Below are 16545 nucleotides of genomic sequence, written 5' to 3'. Positions count from 1 at the left end.
GAGATACATCGACCTGAAAGTGCTTTGCTGAATCCATAATCGACTGGCTTTTTCAGGTCGATGTAGAGCGTGAGACAGCTCGGTCAGTCCCCTCTCCCTCCGGGAGAGGGCTAGGGTGAGGGCGCTCTTGATCTTCCCGCCTTCCGTCACCCCACCCAAAAAATCCCTTGCCCACCCAACCCCGTTTCAGTTATCACTTTGTACATGATTAGACAGGTACGATTTGACAAGAAACAACGGGTGGTCGACGAGCTCGTCCGACGCATCGAAAGCGGCCTCATGGAGGACGGCTTTCTGTTGCCCGGCGAGCATCAGTTGGCTCAGGAATTCAACGTCAGCCGTGGCACGTTGCGCGAAGCGCTGGCCGAACTGAAGCGGCGCAATTACATCGCCACGCAAAGCGGAGTCGGCTCCATCGTCACGTTTGACGGGGTGGTGCTCGATCAACGCAGCGGCTGGGCCCAGGCCCTGGCCGACAGCGGGGCGCTGATCAATACCGATGTGCTGCGCCTGGAAGCCGTGACCCGCGAGGATCTGCTTCCGCGTTTCGGCTCCGATCAATTCATTCTTCTCGAACGTCGCCGACGCTCCAATGACGGCACGGCGGTGTCCCTCGAACGCTCACTGATGCCCGCCACCGGAGGCCTGGAAAGCCTGCCGCGGGTCGGCCTGATCGACAATTCCCTGACCATCACCCTGGCCGCCTACGGTTACGTTGGTGAGCGCGGCGATCAATGGATCGGCGCCGAACCGCTCAACGCGATGGACGCCGAACTGCTCGGCCGTCCGGAAGGCACGGTGTTCCTCAAGGCATTGCGCACCACCTACGACCGGCAGAACCGTTTCATGGAACAGGTCGAAAGCCTGCTCGACCCGGTGCATTTCCGTCTGCACCTGCAATTTGGAGAATCAAAATGACCGCCCTCGACCGTGCCTTGGGCGCGTTTTACGGCCTGGCCCTCGGCGACGCGCTGGGCATGCCGACGCAATCCCTGAACCGCGAAACCATCAAGCAGCGCTTCGGCCAGATCACCGATCTGCAAGACGCCGGCCCCTTGCAGCCGATTGCCGCGAACATGCCCAAAGGCTCGATCACCGATGACACCGAACAGGCGATTCTGGTCGGCGAGTTGCTGGTCGAAGGCAAGGGCCGGATCGAACCGGCGGTGCTCGCGCAACGGCTGATCGAATGGGAAGCCGAGATGCAGGCCAAGGGCTCGCAGGACTTGCTCGGCCCGTCGACCAAACGTGCGATCGAAATGATCCTCGCCGGCCATTCGCCGGAAGAGGCCGGGCGCTATGGCACCACCAACGGCGCAGCGATGCGCATCACCCCGGTGGGAATCGCGGCGGATGTCGCCGACCCCGAGCGCTTTATCGCGGCGGTGGTGCAGGCGTGTCAGGTCACTCACAACACCACGCTGGGGATTTCCAGCGCGGCGGCGGTGGCGGCGGTGGTTTCGGCCGGCATCAACGGTCTGGATCTGGGCGAGGCGCTGAACCTCGGCCAACAGATCGCCCTGCAAGCGGAAGCGCACGGGCACTGGGTGGCCGGTGGGCGCATCGCGTCGCGGATCAGTTGGGCGCGCAGCATCAGTGTCGAGAGCGACCCGGTGTTGCTCGCGGATCTGCTGTACGACGTGATCGGCACCTCGGTGGCCTCGCAGGAATCGGTGGTGGTGTCGTTTGCCCTCGCGCAGCAAGTCGCGGTCGGTGAAATGACGCCGTTCGATGCGCTGTGCATGGCCGCGAGCCTGGGTGGCGACACTGACACCATCGCCGCGATTCTCGGCGCCATGCTCGGGGCCTGCCTGGGCCTGCAGAGCTGGCCGGCGCCGATGATCGAGACGGTGAAGGCCGTCAATGGTCTGGAGCTGGAACCGTTGGTGACAGGGCTGTTGGCCTTGCGCTGATTGGACTGACGCCATCGCTGGCAAGCCAGCTCCCACAGGGACCGTGCAAACCTCAAGGTTCACTTTGAACCTGTGGGAGCTGAGCTGCTCGCAAAGGCGCACCAAAAAATTTTGAATATTCACCCGCAATGGATCGCGCAGACAGGCCCAGGACGGGCGGGATGTCTTGTCGTTCTGCGTCATTGCCACAACCACAATAAAGGCAAACAGGAGCATTTTTCATGAGTTCATCGAACGCCGGGCAAAGCGCCGGGCAACTGGAAACCCGGGGTATCGAACCGGTGCCGGAAGGCGAGTGCAACGGCCATCCGCTGCAACTGTTCTGGGTCTGGTTTGCTGCCAATATTTCCATCCTCGGCCTGCCGCTGGGCGCCACGCTGGTTGCGTTTCGCGGCCTGGCGATCTGGCAGGCGATCATCGTCGCCATCCTCGGCGCTGCCGGTTCGTTCGCGGTGGTGGGGATCATCTCGATTGCCGGCCGTCGCGGTCGTGCGCCGAGCCTGACGTTGTCGCGGGCGATCTTCGGTGTGCGCGGCAATATCGGCCCGACGCTGGTGTCGCTGATGTCGCGTCTGGGCTGGGAAACCGTCAACACCACCACCGCTGCGTTCGTGCTGCTGTCGTTGTGCTCGATCCTGTTCGGCTCGCCGGTGGAAGCCAAAAGCGCGCCGGTGCTGACCCTGATCTTCATCGCGATTTTCGTGCTGCTGACCCTGTCGGTGTCCGGCCTCGGCCACGCCACCTTGCTGGTGATTCAGAAGTGGGCGACCTACGTGTTCGGCGCCCTGAACATTCTGGTCGGCGGCTTCCTCTGCGCGACCATCGACTGGAGCGCGGTGTTCAACGCCACGCCGGCGCCGATGAGCGCGATGATTATCGGCATCGGCACCATGGCCGCCGGCACCGGGATCGGCTGGGCCAACGCAGGCGCCGACATGTCGCGCTATCAGCATCGCAGCGTCAAAGCCGTGCGCCTGGTCGCTTCGGCGGCGTTCGGCGCGGGGATTCCGCTGGTGTTGCTGATCACCCTTGGCGGCCTGCTGTCGGTGGGCAACAACGACCTGGCGTCTGCGACTGACCCGATCGTCGCGATCCGCGACATGCTGCCGACCTGGATGGCCGTGCCGTACCTGATCACCGCATTCGGTGGCCTGCTGCTGTCGAACAACCTGTCGGTGTACTCCGCCGGCCTGACCACGCTGACCCTCGGCCTGAAGGTCAAACGCGTGTACGCGGTGGTGGTCGACATCGTTGCGATCTTCGCCGGCTCGATCTACTTCATGCTGATTGCCGACAGTTTCTACGGCCCGTTCATCACCTTCATTTCGCTGTTGGCGGTGCCGATCACCGCGTGGGTCGGGATCTTCGTGGTCGACCTGATTCACCGTCACTACTACAGCCCCAAAGACCTGCTCGACGTCAGCCCGAGCAGCGCCTACTGGTACAGCGGTGGCATCGAGTGGCGCGCATTCGGTGCGTGGGCGATTGCCATCGTGCTGGGCTTCAGTTTCACCACCATCGGCACCACTGCCGAGAACGTCTGGTTCAAGGGCTTCCTGTCCGATTCGTGGCTGGGCCACAACGGCCTCGGCTGGATCGTGACGTTCGTGGTCGCCGGCGGCATTTACTTCGTACTCGGCGGGGCGAGAGATCGTCGCGCTGCGCAATCCGAGAATGCTCATGCCTAAGATGTTGCACACCGGCCAGGTCATCATCGACCTGGTCATGGCCGTGGATGCGCTGCCGCAAATCGGCGGTGACGTGCTGGCGCAATCCGCCAGTTTCGAAGCCGGCGGCGGCTTCAATGTGATGGCTGCCGCCGCGCGTAATGGCTTGCCGGTGGTCTATCTCGGTCGCCATGGGAATGGTCGTTTCGGTGATCTGGCACGGCAGGCGATGAACGCCGAAGGCATTCGCATTGGCATCGAACAGCCTGCAGAACGCGACACCGGGATCTGCGTGGCACTGACCGATGCGTCGGCCGAGCGCAGTTTCATTTCCTACATCGGCGCCGAAGGCGAGGTCACTGCGACTGAACTGAACAGCGTTGCCGCCGAGGCGGGAGATTACGTCTACGTCAGCGGCTACAGCCTGTTGCACAGTGGCAAGGCCCAGGCCTTGCTGGACTGGACGCTGGCGCTGCCGAAGACGATCAACGTGGTGTTCGATCCGGGCCCGCTGGTGGAGTCGCCGGACTCACCGATGATGCAGGCGTTGCTGCCGCGCATCGATGTGTGGACCAGCAACAGCGTCGAGGCGCTGCGTTTCACGGGCGCGGCTGACATTGAAACCGCGCTGGACCGATTGACCGTGCACCTGCCACAGAATGTGCTGATGGTAGTGCGCGACGGCCCGCAGGGTTGCTGGATTCATCAACGGGGCGAGCGTCAGCATGTGCCGGGTTTCATGGTACAAGCCGTGGACAGCAACGGTGCCGGCGATGCACATGCAGGCGTGTTCGTCGCTGGATTGGCGCAAGGACTGTTGCCACATGAGGCCGCCCGGCGGGCGAACGCTGCAGCCGCGTTGGCCGTCACCCGCTGGGGCCCGGCGACCTCACCGGGCACTGCCGAAGTCGACGCGCTGATCCACGAATCTTCCGCCTACTGACCGGCACCCTCGGAACCCGAGCCACCGGTAGTGGTTTTCGAGCCAGTGCCGGAGCCGGAGTTATCCGGCGGAACCGGATTGCCGGAAGTGCCGCCCTGACGTCCCGGATCGTTGCCTTGGGTGCGCGGGTCGGTGCCGGTGGCGGGCGGCAGGGCGTTCTCGACGCCCGAGCCGTCGGTGTTCATGCCGGGGGCACTCTGGATGGCCGGCGCTTTCGGGCGCTCGACCGGATCGGTGGGGCCGGTTCCGGTGGCTGTCGCAGCGAAGGCCACGGGAGAGAGCAGGGCGGCGAAAACGAGAGCAGTCAACCTTGACGAGATCATGGGGGTTCTCCAGTGATTGGAATCCTTACCTGATCTTGGGCCGCCCTCGCGTCGCATAGGTGCCGGATGAGCGACGAACGGTTCAGTTCGTCAGTGCGCTTTCCACGGTGATTCGCCGCCACAGCAAGCGGCCGACGGTGATCGTCCAGTTCAACGCCGCCACCGCCAGCACCGTCAGCAACAGCGTCGGCATGCCGTGCTCGACAATGATTTTCCCGGCCAACAGCGGGAAGCCGAACACGCCGATGAAGTACGCCAGACTGAACAACAGCAACGCCTGCGACGTGGTGCCGGCCGGCGCTTCGTTGGCCGCCAGCCCGTTGATCACCGAGTAGGTGAGGCCGTAACCGACACCGAGCATCACCGCCGCCAGCAGATAGCTGAAACCGCTCTGCACGCCGAACGCGAACAGCACGATCGAGCCCAGCATCAACCCCGACAGCAGGCACGACGCGCGCAGCGGATCACGCTTGACCACATAGCCTGCGATCAACATCCGGCTGCTGATCGCAGCGCTCATGAAGCCCAGAAAGAACAGCGAATAGTCCAGCGAGCGGGCGGCGGCATAGCTGGTCTGGAAGCTCGACAGCCCGCCGAACACGCAACCGCCGAGGCCGACCATGATGATCGGAAACACCGCTCGGGAACTGAGCACTTGAGCAGTCGCCTGCCAAGAGATTCGTGCGGCTGACGTTGCCTGCGTGCCTTTCAAACGAGCACCAAGACGCCAGAACAACAGCACGCCGATCAGGCTCGCCGCAGCCGCCAGATAGAACGCCGACGTCACCGGCAAACCCAGCGCACTCGCCGCCCGCCCCAGCAAGGGGCCGCTGCCGATCCCGGTCATCATGCTGCCGGACAGCAGCGCAAAATATTTCGCCCGCTGCGCCGGGCTCACCAGACTGGCGACGATGATCGGCCCCAGCGTGTAGAACACGCCCCAGCCCAAACCAAGCAGCAATCCGAAAAACAGCAGCCAATGGCCGAACCCCGGCGTCATCGCAAACCCCAGACTCGCCGCCACCAGCAACAGCCCGAACAGCGCAATCGAACGCGCCGCGCCCAACCAGTCGGACAGGTGCCCGGAGACCAGCACCGCAACGAAGGTGCTGAGCATCGCCGCACTGATCACGCTGCCGGCGTCATGCTCGTTGCCGCCGCGAGAACCGATCAGCAACGAAAGCAAAAACGTCGCGCCATAGGACAGCGACAACAGATAACTGGCGAGGCAGAACAGGCCGAACAGTTTGCCCGAGACCTGGGGTGTTGCTTGAGGCATGACGCGGTTCCTTGACCGGAAAAATTGAGCGTCATCTATCTAACACGTCAGGCCTGCGGCTTAGGTCTGAGCTTGGTGATCTCAGGATCGTGAATGACCGGAGTAACGCCGTCAGACCACGCCGATCTCTTCCTTGAATTGCTCCATGAAACCCTTCAGGCGTTGATGACGGATTTGCGCCAGACGTTGACCGGCAGCGGTCTGGAAACCGTCGGCGAGGTGCAGCAGTTTGGTCTGGAAATGATCGAGGCAGAATCGCTTGTCGTCGTAGTCCCTTTCCCGGGCCTCGGGATCTCGCGGGTCATACAGCGCGCTGCCCATGCGCCCGGCGATATAAAAGGTGCGGGCGACGCCGAGCATGCCGAGTGAGTCGAGACGGTCGGCGTCCTGCATCAGCCGCGCTTCGAGGGTGAGCGGGGTGATGTTGGCGGAAAAGCTGTGGGCTTCGATGGCATGGGTGACGGCGTCGATTCTGGCTTCGGGCCAGTTCAGGTTCGCCAGCACCTTTGAGGCTTTTTCCGCTGCCAGGCGTGATGCCTGTGAACGCAGCGGCGAGTTCTTTTCCACGGCCACACAATCGTGCAGCAATACCGCTGCCAGAAGGACTTCAAGATCGCCGCCTTCCTCGGCCTGCAAGGTGCGCGCGTTGTGCCAGACCCGTTGCAGATGCGAAAGGTCATGGGCGCCGTCTTCCGACGGTTCCAGCGCGTGGGGCAGCAGTTCTGTGGCGAGTTCCACAAGGGGCGAGAAAGCGAAGTTGTTCATGGGCATCCTTTCGAGTATTCGGCGGCGCTAGCCTAATCTGTGGATTGCCATGTGACGAGCGCGGCGTGGCGCCTTAGTATGGCGTTTTCCTTTTTCCGACAAGGCCCGTCCATGACGATCGAAATCCGCCCGGCGACCCCCAGCGATGCTCCGCAAATCCTCGCGTTCATCACTGAACTTGCAGACTTCGAAAAGGCCCGTCACGAAGTCATCGCCAGTGTCGCCGACATCGAGCGCAGCCTGTTCAGCGAAGGGGCCACCGCCCACGGTCTGATCTGCCTGCGCGACGGCTTGCCGATCGGTTTCGCGGTGTTCTTCTTCAGCTATTCGACCTGGCTGGGCAGCAACTGCCTGTACCTCGAAGACCTCTACATCACCCCCGAGCAACGGGGCGGCGGCGCTGGCAAAACCCTGCTGCGCCACCTCGCGAAAATCGCCTGCGCCAACGACTGCGGCCGCTTCGAATGGAGCGTGCTGGACTGGAACACCCCGGCCATCGAATTCTACAAATCCCTCGGCGCGCAGCCGCAGGAGGAGTGGGTGAGGTATCGCATGGATGGCAAGGTGTTGCGCGAGTTTGCCGAGGGCTGAACAAATAGTGGCAATCTGATTGCTGATTCGATTGTTCAAACCGCTCTAGTCCGGCATCCTACGCGCCATTTTTGCGCGCTCACGGACGACACCTGCAATGCCTCTGGCACTCTTTCTCCACGCCCGTGGAGCCTTCGCTGCGTCAACGAGTGACCGGCGATGAGCGGACTACGGGCGTCGATTCGCCTGTACGGTCTGGTCAAAAACCTCGGCTCAAGCGACAACCCGAACCGCCAACCGGTGGACATCCTCTGCACCGTCAACCGCTTGGGTGGCAAAGCCATCCGCGCGTTTGTCTCGCGCCTCGATGCCGAGCTGATGGCGCGCAGTGCGGGCTTCGATGACTACCGGGTGATACCGCTGCGCACGTTCGATCCGAACGGATTTATCGATGCGCATCAAGGCTGGCTGACCCTGCACGTGTGCTGCGGTTTTGTCGCGCCGGCCGGGCAATCGATTTTCCACCAAGGCGTGCTGTCGCCGATGGGCTGGTATGTCTACTCGGAAACCGGCCGCTGGACGGCCGAGCGCTATCTGGATTTTGGCCCGCAAATGGCCGAGCTGCTGCAAACCACCTACGACCAGCATCGACTGACCGGCTACAACACCTGGCTCAACCAACTCGATGACGCCACAACTGCCGAGTTGAACTGGCATGCCGACGAAGCCTGGCAACAACTGCAAACCCTCACCCTCCCGAACAGCCGCGAGCATTGTCACGCGCTGTTTGATTCCGTCGACAACCGCTGGCGTTTCGCCGCGACCGACGTCGATCTCTATCAGCCTCACCCGGAACCTCTGAAGCAAGGAGCTTTGAATTGAGTGGTAAACCCGCTGCACGCGTCACCGACCCAACCGCCTGCCCACTGCCAGGCCACGGCAACAACCCGATCGTCTCCGGGTCTCCGGACGTGTTCTTCGACGGACTCCCCGCTGCGCGCATGACTGATAAATCGGCGTGCGGCAGCCCGATTACCGGCGGTGTTTCCGCCACGGTATTCATCAACGGTCTGAATGCCGCGATGCTCGACAGCACTGGAGGGCATGGCAATGTCGTGGTCGGTGGGTCGGGGACGGTGATTATTGGACAGAGCGGGGGAGGGGCGGCGTTTAGTGGGTTGTTGCCGATGCCGGTGCATTTCAATGATCGGATGCAGGTGATTAACGAAATTACTGGTGAGCCCATGCCAAATCACCCTTACGCGATTCAACGCGCTGATGGGAGCGTTGAGCACGGCGTAACCAATGACGCGGGCTTTACCCATACGGTGAGTTCGCATTTGCCTGAGTCGATCAAGCTGTTCGTGGAGTAGGAAGATATGACCGCTGAAAATCCTGCTCTGAAAGGGTGTAAAAGGCTGGTCGTGACCCACGACCTGACCTGCAAAACGGACGGAACAGTCAAGCAGGCCACGATCACTCCCAAAAAGATTGTTCTGTTTTTTGTGGGTGGTGCGGGTGATAAAGAAAGTTATTACGGCACAGGCCCCAATAATAACGTTGCTGACGTCATGAAGGTGTTCGTTAGGAATATGGAGGCTGAGGGTATTTGTTCTGATAATTATGACGCCCACCATATTGGTTATAACTATTTTATTAGTGATGATGATCTGAAAAGGAATGTGCTGGAGAAAATTACTGATGTGACCACGCCTGTATATATCATTGGGCATAGCTTGGGCGGATGGAATGGTGCGCACCTGTCAGCGGTATTGACTGATAAGGGGTATCGAATTCCGTGTCTGGTTACACTCGATCCCGTTGGCGAAGGAAAAATCGTGTGGGGGGTTTCTAACATCTACCGTCAGGAGCCGAAACCGAAGGCGGAATATTGGGTTAACGTCAGAGCCGATGCCAAAGACTGGAATTTTTCCGATCTCGTAGCCGATTTCGGAGAACAATGGGATATGAAAAGTGGGCCGAATATGAACGGACGAGTGAATGTGAATCACGCTGACGCCTGGGTTATCTACACATCAGTCCTGCAAAGTGGGATCTCGGCCAGAGACGCTTTGATGCAGGTTGTTGTTACTCATTTTAAAGGACGGAAATGTGCGTAATATAATTCTATGCATGGCTTTCTTGCTTTGCACTTCCTGTGCGATGAATCATGGTAAGCCCATTGCTCATTTACAATACGTTGGTGTTGAACGTTATTTGGATAGGAACATTTATCAGGTGCGTTTTTCGTCTGATGTTGATGTTGTCAATCTTTTCAAATCAAAAATAAGCCAGACGCTGCTGTGTTCTTTTGAGGACGATTTTGATTTTTCGGCACCTCACTCTGCGGGTAGATATGGAGAGGGTTTTATCGAGCCTGAAATTTCAAGTGCCGGGCCGGTTTTCAGGGCGGATGTTTTATTTTTCGAAAGAAAAAACGATACCAGTGAGAAAATCATTGAAGGTGAGGCATTGAGGTCTTTATTAGTGGGCCGAGAGTCTATTGTCTGTAAGGTCAGAATTAATTCCTACTCCTATAAAATATATTTGTCGGAGGACATGAAGGTTCCAACGGCAGATCTATTAAGAGAGATCGATAAGTTTTAAACGAATTGCGATTGCTGCTCAGCTCGCTGTCCGATTTTTTAGAAATGCAAATCCCAAAATATGGGATGCAAAATTACATATTGAGATTTCACGCATGAGAGGTCTATAGTCCAGCTCACTCACTGCCAATAACAAAACAGGTGAAGCGATGCTGGCGCAATTGATCGCGCTCGATTGGGGGACGACCTCATTACGTGCTTACAAACTCGCGGCGGGCGGGCAGGTGCTGGCGCAGCGGTCGCTGTCGTTCGGGATCATGCAGTTGCCGAAGACGCCGAGGGTCATCAACGGTCGTGAATGCTCCGACGGTTTTGAACTGGCGTTCGACGAGGCGTGCGGTGACTGGCTCGACGCGCAGCCCGACTTGCCGGTGATTGCCTGCGGCATGGTCGGCAGCGCCCAGGGCTGGCGCGAAGTGTCCTACCGCGATACGCCGGCCAACGTGGCCGATCTCGGAAAATCCCTGCAAACCGTTCGCAGTCTTCGCGGTGTCGATGTGCACATCGTGCCGGGTGTGATTCAACGCTCGACGCTGCCGAATGTGATGCGGGGCGAGGAAACCCAGGTCCTCGGCGTCCTGCAGAATCTGCCGGTCGAGGCGGGCAATGATCTGCTGATCGGCCTGCCGGGCAGTCATTCGAAATGGGTCGAAGTGGCCGACGACTGCATCACCCGTTTCGACACCTTCATGACCGGCGAAGTGTTCGCCGTGCTCAGCGAGCACAGCATTCTCGGTCGTACCCAACAGCACAGCGCGACGTTCGACGCCGAGGCGTTTGATCGCGGCGTGCAGGTGGCATTGTCGGCGGAGGGTGAGGTCGGCGTGCTGTCGACCCTGTTCAGCGCCCGCAGCCTCGGCCTGACCGGCGAACTGGGCGCTACTGCGCAACCGGACTATCTGTCCGGCCTGCTGATCGGCCATGAACTGACGGCGCTGGCTACCGTGCAACGACGCCGACGCAACAGCACACATCTTCCTTCGATCATCCTCATCGGCAATGCGCAGTTGTGCGCCCGCTACAGCCGTGCCCTCGACGCCTGCGGTTTTGCTCGGGTGACCCTGGCCGAGCAAGCCACCGAGCGTGGTCTGTGGCAACTGGCGCTCGCCGCCGGACTGATCGATTCCTCATCCCGTTAACCCTGACTGGAGGCCTGACATGCTCAAGCAAGCACTGGCGCAAAACGGTCTGATCGCGATCCTGCGCGGCCTGCATCCGCAGGAAGCCGCCGCTGTCGGAGAAGTCCTGTATGCGGCCGGATTTCGCGTCATCGAAGTACCGCTCAATTCCCCCGCACCGTACGAAAGCATTCGCATCCTGCGTAAGACTTTGCCCGCCGATTGCCTGATCGGTGCCGGCACGGTGCTGACCCCGGAACAAGTGGAATTGGTGAAGGAGGCCGGCGGCCAGGTCATCGTCATGCCCCACAGCGATACCAAGGTGTTGCGGGCTGCGAAAGCGGCGGGGCTGTACCTGTCGCCGGGCGTTGCCACACCGACCGAAGCCTTTGCGGCACTGGAGGAGGGCGCGGACATTCTCAAGCTGTTCCCGGCCGAACAGATGGGACCGGCGGTGGTGAAAGCCTGGCTGGCGGTGTTGCCGGTCGGGACGATTCTGGCGCCGGTCGGCGGCATCACGCCGGACAACATGCAGGCGTTCATCGACGCTGGCGTCAAAGGCTTCGGCCTCGGTTCCGGGTTGTTCAAGCCGGGCATGACGACCGAGCAAGTGGCGGCCAATGCCAAGGCCTACGTGGCGGCCTGGAAAGCCCTTCGCTAAGACTTTTCCGGCGCTGCGTGCGCTGCATCTAACAAGAGAGACAAGCAGATGAAAATCACCAAACTCACCACCTTCATCGTCCCGCCGCGCTGGTGCTTCCTGAAAGTCGAAACCGACGAGGGCGTGACCGGTTGGGGCGAGCCCGTGGTCGAGGGCCGGGCCCACACGGTTGCTGCAGCGGTTGAGGAATTGTCCGACTACCTGATCGGCAAAGACCCACGCAATATCGAAGACATCTGGACTGTGCTGTATCGCGGCGGCTTCTACCGCGGCGGCGCGATCCACATGAGCGCACTGGCCGGCATCGATCAGGCGTTGTGGGACATCAAGGGCAAGGCGCTGGGCGTGTCGGTCAGCGATCTGCTCGGCGGTCAGGTGCGGGACAAGATCCGTGTGTATTCGTGGATCGGCGGCGACCGTCCGGCGGACACCGCGCGAGCCGCGAAAGAGGCGGTGGGCCGTGGTTTTACGGCGGTGAAAATGAACGGCACCGAAGAGCTGCAATTTCTCGATACCTTCGAAAAGGTCGATCTGGCACTGGCCAACGTTGCCGCCGTGCGTGATGCGGTGGGGCCGAACGTCGGCATCGGCGTCGACTTCCATGGCCGGGTGCACAAACCCATGGCCAAGGTACTGATGAAGGAACTCGACCCGTACAAACTGATGTTCATCGAAGAGCCGGTGCTCAGCGAAAACTACGAAGCGCTGAAAGAACTGGCACCGCTGACCAGTACGCCAATTGCCCTCGGCGAGCGGCTGTTTTCGCGCTGGGACTTTAAACGGGTGTTGAGCGAAGGTTACGTCGACATCATCCAGCCGGATGCCTCCCACGCCGGTGGCATCACCGAGACCCGCAAGATCGCCAACATGGCTGAAGCCTACGACGTGGCGCTGGCGTTGCATTGCCCGCTGGGGCCGATCGCGCTGGCGGCGTGTCTGCAACTGGACGCCGCTTGCTACAACGCGTTTATCCAGGAGCAGAGCCTGGGCATCCATTACAACGAGAGCAATGACCTGCTCGATTATGTGAAGGATCCGCGGGTGTTCGACTACGACAAAGGCTTCGTGAAAATCCCCAACGGCCCGGGCCTGGGGATCGAGATCAACGAGGAATACGTGATCGAACGCGCGGCGGTCGGCCACCGCTGGCGCAACCCGATCTGGCGTCATGCCGATGGCAGTTTTGCCGAGTGGTGATTGTTGCCTGATTCACGAATAAACCCTGTACGAGATCGTTCCCACGCTCTGCGTGGGAATGCCTCAATGGACGCTCTGCGTCCGCTCTTGGGACGCAGAGCGTCCCCGGCTGCATTCCCACGCGGAGCGTGGGAACGATCTCGCCTGCTAAATCCGACCTCAATAAACATAAGAAGAGGCGCTCCCCATGCAACCGCAAACCCTCACCGGGCAAGCGACGTTAGTCACGCCCAGCCGCAAGCGATTTTTCATCATGGTGTTGCTGTTCATCACCGTGGTCATCAACTACCTCGACCGCAGCAACCTGTCGATTGCCGCCCCGGCACTGACGACGGATCTGGGCATCGACCCGGTGCACGTCGGGCTGATCTTCTCGGCGTTCGGCTGGACCTACGCCGCCATGCAGATCCCCGGCGGCTGGCTGGTGGATCGGGTGCCGCCGCGCATCCTTTACAGCGTCGCGCTGCTGTTGTGGTCTCTGGCCACGGTGATGCTCGGTTTCGCCGCCAGTTTCATCGCACTGTTCGTGCTGCGCATGGCGGTCGGTGCGCTGGAAGCGCCGGCGTATCCGATCAACAGCCGCGTGGTGACGACCTGGTTCCCCGAGCGTGAACGGGCTACGGCCATCGGTTTCTATACCTCCGGGCAGTTTGTCGGGCTGGCGTTCCTGACCCCGGTGCTGGCGTGGCTGCAACATGAATTTGGCTGGCACATGGTATTTGTCGCGACTGGCGCAGTGGGCATCGTCTGGGCGGCGATCTGGTACGCGGTGTATCGCGAACCGCGCGATTTCAAAGGCGCCAACCAAGGCGAAATCGACCTGATCCGCGAGGGCGGCGGGCTGGTGGATATCGCCGCCGAAACCGCCAAGGTGAAGGCGAAATTCAGTTGGACCGATCTCGGTATCGTCCTCAGTAAACGCAAGTTGTGGGGGATCTACCTCGGCCAGTTCTGCCTCAACTCGACGCTGTGGTTTTTCCTGACCTGGTTCCCGACCTACCTGGTGAAGTATCGCGGCATGGACTTCATCAAGTCCGGTCTGCTGGCATCGTTGCCGTTTCTCGCCGCGTTCATCGGTGTGCTGTGCTCCGGGTTCTTTTCCGACTTCCTGATTCGCCGTGGTTGCACCGTCGGGTTTGCGCGCAAGCTGCCGATCATTGGCGGGCTGCTGATTTCCACCTCGATCATCGGCGCCAACTTCGTCGAATCGACACCATTGGTGATTGCCTTCCTGGCACTGGCATTTTTCGGCAACGGGCTGGCGTCGATCACCTGGTCGCTGGTCTCGACACTGGCGCCGGCGCGGCTGCTGGGCTTGACCGGTGGGGTGTTCAACTTCATCGGCAACCTGTCGGCGATTGCCACGCCGATTGTCATCGGCTTTCTGGCCAGCGGCGATTCGTTCGCCCCGGCGATCACCTACATCGCGGTTCTGGCATTGATCGGTGCTTTGTCCTACGTGCTGCTGGTGGGCAAGGTCGAGCGCATCGAGTTGTAGTCGTCCCTGTCGGGCGACCATAATGCCGCCCGTTCCCTCGCTCAACGCTAAAGGCTGGATATGCAGGAAGACGCCCCAAAAACCGCCAAGGACGCCGCGCCGACCGGCACCCAGACCCTGCTTCGCGGGTTGGGTGTGGTGCAGGCCGTCGCCAGTGGCGCCCGCGATCTCAAGGAAATCGCCCGCCTGATCGGCACCACGCGCAGTACCACTCATCGTCTGGCCAGTTGTCTGGTGGACGAGCGCTACCTGCGCGTCGTGCCGCAAGTCGGTTATCTGCTGGGGCCGAAGCTGATCGAACTGGGATTTCAGGCGCGCGAAGAATTGCCGCTGGTGACCCTGGCCGGGCCTTATCTGGACGAGTTGTCGGCGCTGACCGGCGACACCGTTCACCTGGGAATTCGTGAAGGCGACGAGGTGCTTTATTTGCTGAAGAATCCGGGGCGCAACGGCCCGGAAATGCGCTCGCGGGTTGGCCATCGCATGCCGCTGGCGCGGACCGGGATCGGCAAAGCGCTGATGCTGGATGACGCGCCGCAGGACTGGCAGCGTCTGTACGACATCAGTCTGCCGGCGGGTGGGAAAAGTCAGTTCTGGCCGCAGCATCCCCAACAGTCGTGGGAGCAGCTGGAGCAGCGGATGACCGAATACGTGGCCGGCGGCTACGCGTTCGATCTGGAAGACAACGAACCGTCGATCCGTTGCGTGGCGGCGCCGATCCGCGATGCGAGCAAGCGCATCGTCGCGGCGATCAGCATCGCCAGCACCGTGCCGTATATGCCGCTGGAAAAAATGGCCGAGCTGATTCCCCTGATCAAAGGGGTCACGGCTCGGCTCTCGGCAGAACTTGGCTTGAAGGTTTAAAGCTTCAAGGTCGCCATATCGATCACGAAGCGGTATTTCACATCGCCGGCGATCATGCGGGCGTAGGCTTCATTGATCTGACGGATGTCGAGCATTTCAATGTCGCAGCTGATGTTGTGCTCGGCGCAGAAATCCAGCACTTCCTGGGTTTCGGCGACACCACCGATCAGCGAACCGGCCAATACGCGACGACCCAGCACCAGTTTCGCGGCGTGGACCGGCGGATCGATCGGTTCGATCAGGCCCACCAGAATGTGCACGCCGTCGAAGCGCAGGGTGTCGAGGTACGGGTTGAGATCGTGCTGCACCGGAATGGTGTCCAGCAGGAAATCGAAACGACCGGCTGCAGCTTTCATCTGCTCTTCGTCGGTGGACACGATCACATGATCGGCGCCCTGACGACGACCTTCCTCAGCCTTGCTTGCCGAACGGGTGAACAGCGTCACTTCAGCGCCCATGGCCTTGGCGAACTTGATCCCCATGTGACCGAGGCCGCCCATGCCGAGAATCCCGACCTTGTCGCCGGCCTTCACGCCGTAGTGCTTGAGTGGCGAATAGGTGGTGATGCCGGCGCAGAGAATCGGGGCGGCGGCTGCCAGATCCAGCTTCTCGGGGATGCGCACCACGAAGTGTTCGCTGACCACGATGCTGTCCGAATAACCGCCCATGGTGTTGCTGCCATCGACCCGGTCGGGCGTGGCATAAGTCATGGTCGGGCCTTCGAGGCAGTATTGCTCGAGGTTCGACTGGCAGGCTTCGCAGGTGCGGCATGAGTCGACCATGCAGCCGACGCCGACCAGATCGCCGACCTTGTGCTTGGTGACATTCGCACCGACGGCGGTGACTTTTCCGACGATCTCGTGGCCGGGCATCAACGGATAAACGGCGATGCCCCATTCATTGCGCGCCTGGTGGATGTCGGAGTGGCAGACGCCGCAGTACAGAATTTCGATGGCGACGTCATCGGCCCGTGGGCTGCGGCGTTCGAACTTCATCGGGGCGAGGGGAGTGGTGGCCGTTTGAGCGGCATAGCCGATGGCGGTGTACATGTGAAACCTCGCAAAAGCAGTGACAAGTGAGGCGGCGCATTCTGGGCGCCGTCCGGTCGTCCGGCCATGGCGATTCCTCCGGGTGTCATGCCTAATCCTCCGGCATGCGGGGTTGATCGGTCGCATTGGCA

General features: G+C 60.9%; 18 protein-coding genes. 14 read left to right on the top strand and 4 right to left on the bottom strand.

What is annotated here, in order from left to right:
* Nucleotides 1–204: 204 nt before the first annotated feature.
* The 4 genes from M5G18_RS02875 (at nucleotide 205) to M5G18_RS02860 (ending at nucleotide 4523) form a co-directional block, all read left to right on the top strand.
* On the top strand, nucleotides 205–918 hold the full coding sequence (locus M5G18_RS02875; RefSeq protein WP_192562002.1) for a GntR family transcriptional regulator: 714 nt from the start codon (nucleotides 205–207) through the stop codon (nucleotides 916–918).
* Nucleotides 915–1913, top strand: coding sequence for an ADP-ribosylglycohydrolase family protein (locus M5G18_RS02870; RefSeq protein WP_273898549.1), 999 nt, complete (start codon nucleotides 915–917; stop codon nucleotides 1911–1913). The genes M5G18_RS02875 and M5G18_RS02870 overlap by 4 nt, the downstream gene beginning before the upstream one ends.
* Before the next feature lie 221 nt (nucleotides 1914–2134).
* Nucleotides 2135–3601 carry a purine-cytosine permease family protein gene (locus M5G18_RS02865; protein ID WP_085683520.1) on the top strand — a complete coding sequence of 489 codons (1467 nt, stop codon included), beginning with the start codon at nucleotides 2135–2137 and terminating at the stop codon, nucleotides 3599–3601.
* On the top strand, nucleotides 3594–4523 hold the full coding sequence (locus M5G18_RS02860; protein ID WP_273898548.1) for a PfkB family carbohydrate kinase: 930 nt from the start codon (nucleotides 3594–3596) through the stop codon (nucleotides 4521–4523). Before M5G18_RS02865 ends, M5G18_RS02860 begins: the two co-directional genes overlap by 8 nt.
* Here the strand turns inward: M5G18_RS02860 and M5G18_RS02855 are convergent.
* The 3 genes from M5G18_RS02855 to M5G18_RS02845 all read right to left on the bottom strand — a co-directional run bounded on the left by M5G18_RS02855 (nucleotide 4517) and on the right by M5G18_RS02845 (nucleotide 6890).
* The gene (locus tag M5G18_RS02855; protein ID WP_273898547.1) at nucleotides 4517–4846 is read right to left on the bottom strand and encodes a hypothetical protein; all 330 of its coding nucleotides are present in this window, start codon (nucleotides 4844–4846) and stop codon (nucleotides 4517–4519) included. The genes M5G18_RS02860 and M5G18_RS02855 overlap by 7 nt on opposite strands.
* Before the next feature lie 82 nt (nucleotides 4847–4928).
* Nucleotides 4929–6125 (bottom strand): MFS transporter, encoded by a 1197-nt coding sequence (locus tag M5G18_RS02850; protein ID WP_273898546.1) that lies wholly within the window; start codon nucleotides 6123–6125, stop codon nucleotides 4929–4931.
* 111 nt (nucleotides 6126–6236) lie between these two features.
* Nucleotides 6237–6890 (bottom strand): HD domain-containing protein, encoded by a 654-nt coding sequence (locus M5G18_RS02845; RefSeq protein WP_273898545.1) that lies wholly within the window; start codon nucleotides 6888–6890, stop codon nucleotides 6237–6239.
* A gap of 111 nt (nucleotides 6891–7001) precedes the next feature.
* Here M5G18_RS02845 and M5G18_RS02840 point away from each other — a divergent pair, with 111 nt between their 5' ends.
* The 10 genes from M5G18_RS02840 to M5G18_RS02795 all read left to right on the top strand — a co-directional run bounded on the left by M5G18_RS02840 (nucleotide 7002) and on the right by M5G18_RS02795 (nucleotide 15365).
* On the top strand, nucleotides 7002–7481 hold the full coding sequence (locus M5G18_RS02840) for a GNAT family N-acetyltransferase (RefSeq protein WP_041475599.1): 480 nt from the start codon (nucleotides 7002–7004) through the stop codon (nucleotides 7479–7481).
* A 159-nt stretch (nucleotides 7482–7640) separates the two neighbouring features.
* Nucleotides 7641–8303 carry a hypothetical protein gene (locus M5G18_RS02835; RefSeq protein ID WP_273898543.1) on the top strand — a complete coding sequence of 221 codons (663 nt, stop codon included), beginning with the start codon at nucleotides 7641–7643 and terminating at the stop codon, nucleotides 8301–8303.
* Nucleotides 8300–8794 carry a PAAR domain-containing protein gene (locus tag M5G18_RS02830; protein WP_074688083.1) on the top strand — a complete coding sequence of 165 codons (495 nt, stop codon included), beginning with the start codon at nucleotides 8300–8302 and terminating at the stop codon, nucleotides 8792–8794. The genes M5G18_RS02835 and M5G18_RS02830 overlap by 4 nt, the downstream gene beginning before the upstream one ends.
* 6 nt (nucleotides 8795–8800) lie before the next feature.
* The gene (locus M5G18_RS02825; RefSeq protein WP_273898542.1) at nucleotides 8801–9541 is read left to right on the top strand and encodes an alpha/beta hydrolase family protein; all 741 of its coding nucleotides are present in this window, start codon (nucleotides 8801–8803) and stop codon (nucleotides 9539–9541) included.
* Nucleotides 9534–10028, top strand: coding sequence for a hypothetical protein (locus M5G18_RS02820; RefSeq protein ID WP_273898541.1), 495 nt, complete (start codon nucleotides 9534–9536; stop codon nucleotides 10026–10028). Before M5G18_RS02825 ends, M5G18_RS02820 begins: the two co-directional genes overlap by 8 nt.
* A gap of 148 nt (nucleotides 10029–10176) precedes the next feature.
* Nucleotides 10177–11166, top strand: a complete 990-nt coding sequence (locus M5G18_RS02815; RefSeq protein WP_273898540.1) for a 2-dehydro-3-deoxygalactonokinase — start codon at nucleotides 10177–10179, stop codon at nucleotides 11164–11166.
* A 19-nt stretch (nucleotides 11167–11185) separates the two neighbouring features.
* Nucleotides 11186–11806 carry a 2-dehydro-3-deoxy-6-phosphogalactonate aldolase gene (locus tag M5G18_RS02810; RefSeq protein ID WP_273898539.1) on the top strand — a complete coding sequence of 207 codons (621 nt, stop codon included), beginning with the start codon at nucleotides 11186–11188 and terminating at the stop codon, nucleotides 11804–11806.
* Nucleotides 11807–11854: 48 nt separating this feature from the next.
* Nucleotides 11855–13003, top strand: coding sequence for a galactonate dehydratase (dgoD, locus tag M5G18_RS02805; protein ID WP_007950849.1), 1149 nt, complete (start codon nucleotides 11855–11857; stop codon nucleotides 13001–13003).
* 187 nt (nucleotides 13004–13190) lie between these two features.
* Nucleotides 13191–14501 carry an MFS transporter gene (locus tag M5G18_RS02800; RefSeq protein WP_273898538.1) on the top strand — a complete coding sequence of 437 codons (1311 nt, stop codon included), beginning with the start codon at nucleotides 13191–13193 and terminating at the stop codon, nucleotides 14499–14501.
* Between the two features lie 60 nt (nucleotides 14502–14561).
* On the top strand, nucleotides 14562–15365 hold the full coding sequence (locus tag M5G18_RS02795) for an IclR family transcriptional regulator (RefSeq protein ID WP_007950852.1): 804 nt from the start codon (nucleotides 14562–14564) through the stop codon (nucleotides 15363–15365).
* Here M5G18_RS02795 and M5G18_RS02790 read toward each other — a convergent pair.
* A complete protein-coding gene (locus M5G18_RS02790) occupies nucleotides 15362–16414 on the bottom strand; it encodes an NAD(P)-dependent alcohol dehydrogenase (RefSeq protein WP_011335405.1) in 1053 nt (350 codons plus the stop codon). The two genes, M5G18_RS02795 and M5G18_RS02790, sit on opposite strands and share 4 nt — an antisense overlap.
* Nucleotides 16415–16545: the final 131 nt, after the last annotated feature.

The organism is Pseudomonas aphyarum (genome assembly GCF_028657055.1).
In the GTDB taxonomy this organism is placed as follows: Bacteria; Pseudomonadota; Gammaproteobacteria; order Pseudomonadales; family Pseudomonadaceae; genus Aquipseudomonas; species Aquipseudomonas aphyarum.
The sequence above is the reverse complement of the archived record's forward strand: the minus strand, read 5'-3'. Positions and strand labels throughout refer to the sequence as shown.

Excerpts from the sequence above, each read along its gene's own strand:
- M5G18_RS02840 (WP_041475599.1), top strand. The coding sequence starts at position 7,002 with ATGACGATCGAAATCCGCCCGGCGACCCCCAGCGATGCTCCGCAAATC.
- M5G18_RS02790 (WP_011335405.1), bottom strand. The coding sequence starts at position 16,414 with ATGTACACCGCCATCGGCTATGCCGCTCAAACGGCCACCACTCCCCTC.
- M5G18_RS02810 (WP_273898539.1), top strand. The coding sequence starts at position 11,186 with ATGCTCAAGCAAGCACTGGCGCAAAACGGTCTGATCGCGATCCTGCGC.
- M5G18_RS02875 (WP_192562002.1), top strand. The coding sequence starts at position 205 with ATGATTAGACAGGTACGATTTGACAAGAAACAACGGGTGGTCGACGAG.
- M5G18_RS02835 (WP_273898543.1), top strand. The coding sequence starts at position 7,641 with ATGAGCGGACTACGGGCGTCGATTCGCCTGTACGGTCTGGTCAAAAAC.
- M5G18_RS02815 (WP_273898540.1), top strand. The coding sequence starts at position 10,177 with ATGCTGGCGCAATTGATCGCGCTCGATTGGGGGACGACCTCATTACGT.
- M5G18_RS02860 (WP_273898548.1), top strand. The coding sequence starts at position 3,594 with ATGCCTAAGATGTTGCACACCGGCCAGGTCATCATCGACCTGGTCATG.
- M5G18_RS02795 (WP_007950852.1), top strand. The coding sequence starts at position 14,562 with ATGCAGGAAGACGCCCCAAAAACCGCCAAGGACGCCGCGCCGACCGGC.
- M5G18_RS02855 (WP_273898547.1), bottom strand. The coding sequence starts at position 4,846 with ATGATCTCGTCAAGGTTGACTGCTCTCGTTTTCGCCGCCCTGCTCTCT.
- dgoD (WP_007950849.1), top strand. The coding sequence starts at position 11,855 with ATGAAAATCACCAAACTCACCACCTTCATCGTCCCGCCGCGCTGGTGC.
- M5G18_RS02865 (WP_085683520.1), top strand. The coding sequence starts at position 2,135 with ATGAGTTCATCGAACGCCGGGCAAAGCGCCGGGCAACTGGAAACCCGG.
- M5G18_RS02800 (WP_273898538.1), top strand. The coding sequence starts at position 13,191 with ATGCAACCGCAAACCCTCACCGGGCAAGCGACGTTAGTCACGCCCAGC.
- M5G18_RS02870 (WP_273898549.1), top strand. The coding sequence starts at position 915 with ATGACCGCCCTCGACCGTGCCTTGGGCGCGTTTTACGGCCTGGCCCTC.
- M5G18_RS02845 (WP_273898545.1), bottom strand. The coding sequence starts at position 6,890 with ATGAACAACTTCGCTTTCTCGCCCCTTGTGGAACTCGCCACAGAACTG.
- M5G18_RS02850 (WP_273898546.1), bottom strand. The coding sequence starts at position 6,125 with ATGCCTCAAGCAACACCCCAGGTCTCGGGCAAACTGTTCGGCCTGTTC.
- M5G18_RS02825 (WP_273898542.1), top strand. The coding sequence starts at position 8,801 with ATGACCGCTGAAAATCCTGCTCTGAAAGGGTGTAAAAGGCTGGTCGTG.